Source organism: Pedobacter cryotolerans (assembly GCF_005116475.1).
In the GTDB taxonomy this organism is placed as follows: Bacteria; Bacteroidota; Bacteroidia; order Sphingobacteriales; family Sphingobacteriaceae; genus Pedobacter; species Pedobacter cryotolerans.
This window is the reverse complement of the sequence record NZ_SWBO01000026.1, coordinates 1-2,600: the sequence shown is the minus strand read 5'-3', so window position 1 is coordinate 2,600 and position 2,600 is coordinate 1. Positions and strand designations below refer to the sequence as shown.

The 2,600-nt window shown below is 48.0% G+C and carries 2 protein-coding genes; both read left to right on the top strand.

Translation table 11 applies throughout. The features are described from left to right. Nucleotides 1-181 precede the first annotated feature (181 nt). Nucleotides 182-1,711, top strand: coding sequence for an IS21 family transposase (istA, locus tag FA045_RS18725; RefSeq protein WP_225871386.1), 1,530 nt, complete (start codon nt 182-184; stop codon nt 1,709-1,711). An 18-nt stretch (nt 1,712-1,729) separates the two neighbouring features. Further along, complete coding sequence (gene istB, locus FA045_RS18720) at nt 1,730-2,479, top strand: IS21-like element helper ATPase IstB (protein WP_136878596.1); 750 nt, start codon at nt 1,730-1,732, stop codon at nt 2,477-2,479. The last annotated feature ends 121 nt before the right edge of the window (nt 2,480-2,600 follow it).

Genomic DNA, 2,600 nt, shown 5'->3' with positions numbered 1-2,600 from the left:
TGGAGATTTCGCTGAAACTGACCACCCCATTTCGGTTTAAACTGACCACCTATTCCGCTGGAAACTGACCACCTGATTTCGGACTAAACTGACCAGTTTGGAACGGGGCCAAATGCTATTGGAGCAACCCTATTTTTGATGGATATATAATCCCTCCGAAATGGCCAATTCCACGATTAGCATGAGCAAGATAAGACAGATACTCAGAATGTACAGCCAAGGGCGGAGCAAACTTTCCATTGCCACCCATACCGGTGTTTCCCGTAATACTGTAAAAAACTATATAAACGCATTTTCTTCTAGTGGATGCAGCTTCGATCAGATCGATGCCCTTAACGATAAGGAACTGGATGACTTCTTCGGTAAGAGCCGCGAACGTGCTCCACAAGACCGCTTATTGATCCTGCAACGCTGTTTTCCCAGTATGGACCGGGAACTGAAACGTACGGGGGTTACCAGAATGATGCTCTGGGAGGCCTATGTGAAAGAGTTTCCCAATGGATTCCAGTATACCCAGTTCTGTTTCTACTACAACCAGTGGAAGTCCAGGGTGAACCCCGTGATGCATCTTGACCATAAGGCCGGCGATAAACTTTTCATTGATTTTGCAGGGCAGAAACTCGCCATCGTAGATAGGGATACCGGTGAGGTGATCGCCGTAGAGGTTTTCGTTGCCATTCTGGCTGCAAGCCAGCTTACGTATGTTGAAGCGGTCATGAGCCAACAGAAAGAGGACTTCATCTCGGCCTGCGAGAACACGCTCCATTATCTTGGCGGTGTTCCAGCAGCCATCGTACCCGATAACCTCAGGGCGGCCGTTACAAAGAGCAACCGCTACGAGCCTACACTGAACGATACCTTTGCCGACTTCGCAGACCACTATGGAACAACGATCCTGCCGGCCAGGGCATACCGCCCAAGGGACAAGGCACTGGTAGAGGGGGCGGTAAAGATAGCCTATAGCCGCATCTATGCCCCGTTGAACAAGCAGGTATTCCATTCGCTTACCGAACTCAATTCGGCCATACTGGAAGCCCTGGAATCCCATAACACCCAACTTCTGAAAGGTCGCAACTATAGCAGGAGGCTACAGTTCGAAGAGATCGAACGGGAGGCACTTAACCCACTTCCGGTACTGCGCTATGCCTTCAAAAAGCAGCACTATGCCACCGTTATGAAGAACGGGCATGTGAACCTTGGCGTCGACAAACATTATTACAGCGTACCATTCCGCTTTATCGGTAAAAAGGTCAAGATCATGTACAGCAGCTCAAACGTGGAGGTATTCTATCATTACGAGCGGATTGCCATGCACAAGCGGATGAAAAGCCCCTACAACTATACCACCGACAGGGAGCATATGGCCACCACCCACAGGTTCGTTACCGATTGGACACCAGAGCGTTTCCTGGAATGGGCCACCAGTATCCATGACGACGTTAGGCTCTATATATTGAAAGTACTGGAACGCAAGCAACATCCAGAGCAGGCCTACAGATCATGTGTGGGCATCCTTGGCTTTGCCAAGAAAGCGGGCAACGAACGTTTGACCAATGCCTGTAGAAGGGCACTGGGCTTTGGTATCTACTCCTACAAGACCATACAGATGATATTGGAGAAGAATATGGACCAGTACCACGAAAGCCTCTTTGCCGATGAACTGCCAATGCCCAGCCATGATAATATCCGTGGCGAAGACTATTACCAATAACCCTTAAAATAAATAAAAATGAACACGAACACACTTGACAAATTACGGAAACTAAAGTTCTACGGCATGTTCCATGCCTTTAAGAGCAGCATCGAAACAGGACAGACCGACCAGTACACCTCCGACGAGCTATTGGCACACCTTATCGATTCCGAATGGGACTACCGCCAGAACAGGCGGATCGAACGCCAGATCCTATATGCCAGGTTCCGTTACAAGGCTTCAATAGAGGAGATCCACTACCATGCGGATCGGAGTATTGACAGAAACCAGGTGATGAGGTTGGCAGACTGTACTTTTATCGACAGGTTTGAGAACCTGCTCATTACCGGAAGTACGGGGATCGGAAAAAGCTACCTTGCCTCGGCAATCGGATATCAGGCATGTATGCTGGGCTACAGGGTATTGTATGCCAGCACGCCAAAACTTTTTGCCAGACTGAAAATGGCCAAGGCCGATGGATCCTATATCAAAGAGGTCGCAAAGATTGAAAAACAACAACTGTTGATTTTAGACGATTTCGGTATCCAGCCCTTCGATGCCCAGAGCAGGGCGGCGTTGATGGAGATCATAGAGGATCGGCATTCAAAGACCTCACTTATCATTACCTCACAGCTGCCAGTAAGCAAATGGCATGAAGTGATTGGTGAAAAAACCATTGCCGACGCAATATTGGATAGGATTGTTCATGATGCCAACCGTATTGAACTCAAGGGAGAATCAATGCGGAAGAAAAGGGTGCCTGTGCAAGAAAATAGCTTCCAATAAAAAACAACTTTAAATAACTACTTTTGTTAACGCTTCTATAGCATTTGCAACGTTCGTTCGCCAGCAAATTAGGTGGTCAGTTTGCCACGGAATCACATGGTCAGTTTCTCCGAAATATACA

What these genes read in the sequence shown, in the direction of transcription:
- istA (WP_225871386.1), top strand. Translation starts at nt 182, where the DNA reads ATGAGCAAGATAAGACAGATACTCAGAATGTACAGCCAAGGGCGGAGC.
- istB (WP_136878596.1), top strand. Translation starts at nt 1,730, where the DNA reads ATGAACACGAACACACTTGACAAATTACGGAAACTAAAGTTCTACGGC.